This is a genomic window from Idiomarina sp. D18 (assembly GCF_057748155.1).
Map to the genome: position 1 here is coordinate 1 of NZ_JBYLFQ010000002.1, position 1,416 is coordinate 1,416.

A 1,416-nucleotide genomic window follows, 5' to 3' on the forward strand; every position below is an offset into this window, starting at 1 on the left:
TCGGCTAGCGCTCGCCTATATGCCCACCCACCTCTCACTCAATCAAAAAATGTCTAGCAAGGTGGCGGTTATACAAACGCGGGATCGCTAGAGAGCCAGAGGCGCCGAAAAATGAAAATACTTCGAAAGGTTCGCCAGTGTCTAGCAATAGGGGGTATTCCCCCTATTTACCCCCTGAAAGATACCTGAATAGGCTCAGTTGGAATAAACAGGGATTTAAAAGGGAACCCCCCACATACGTGGGACCCCCCTTTTAAAACTCAGATGAAACGAAATTGATTCAAATAGGTTTTAATCCTGTTCTGATTTCGTTTTGATTGAAGTTATGTATTGAAGCATCTGAAAGGCGGTTTTCTCATCTATCCATTCGGACATCCCACGAACAGAAGATTGCTCCCGATCACACTTAAGTAGAGTTTTAGCCTGTTTAATACGGCGAGTATTTTTATAACCGTTTGGATATAACTGGCGGTACAAAGGGTGGTCGGGGTAAAGCGTATAGCCGTTATATTTGATTGGCTGATTGGTTCGGGCGTCAGCAATTCGCCAGCGTTTAGCTAATCGGCGAAATATATAATAATCAGACGTGTCTAAATCGGCTTCTGTGAGCTTTTGAGGCCATTCTCCACCCTTACCCCATACTCGACCTGAAGAATCCCAATCCGAGGGCTTAGAGGAGCGTTGATAGTGATATTTAGAGCGAGATCCATGCTTTGCTAAGTATTTAAGCCAACCAACAGCAGATTCAATAGGCTTAATGTCCTGGGCTTTGAAATTAGCAACATAATCAGCCGCACTCTTTGACCAATGAGATTTAATTTTCTGCACCTCGTTAAAATGCAGTTCTCGATCGAAATAAAGACAGCCGTGGAGGTGGGGAACGCCGCGCTTTTGCCATTCAGTAACCCAGTGGTATCGGACTAATCCAATACGCTTTAAGCGCTGAAAAAAACGTTTCCGCACTAGGTACCAGTCATTGGGTGTAGGTGGGAGGTCACGAATAGTGAAAGTGAAAGCATAACCAAAACCGGTCAACTGGGAAGAGTTTACAGAATATAAGAATTGAGTATTACTGCGAGTTGATGAGTCAGACCAGCCAGTACTTTTTGAGCGCTCACCACCACCTGAATGGGATTTTTTTGGCAGTGATAATGTAATTCCATTACAATAGATTTTGAGCATCGTTGATAGCCTTTTAGTCGAGAGTTAACGGTGTTCCATACCCCCGAAGTTGGCGCTTGCGGGGGTTTTTTTATTGTGTCATTTAACAGCAAAAAAACAATGATTTTTAAGGGGGGTACCCCCTCTGCTCTGTATCCCTTGCCAGTAAAGGGCTAGAAAGGAATTAAGACAAAAAAAGCGTGCTGATTTGTGACTACTAATCAAGAGGGCTCACCCTGTCGGGGTGGTCATCTG

General features: G+C 44.3%; 1 protein-coding gene. It reads right to left on the reverse strand.

Annotated elements, in window-relative coordinates:
* Window positions 1–291 precede the first annotated feature (291 nt).
* Window positions 292–1,182: a rolling circle replication-associated protein gene (locus AC3AP5_RS13265; protein ID WP_487327319.1), complete on the reverse strand. Its 891-nt coding sequence runs from the start codon at window positions 1,180–1,182 to the stop codon at window positions 292–294.
* Window positions 1,183–1,416: the final 234 nt, after the last annotated feature.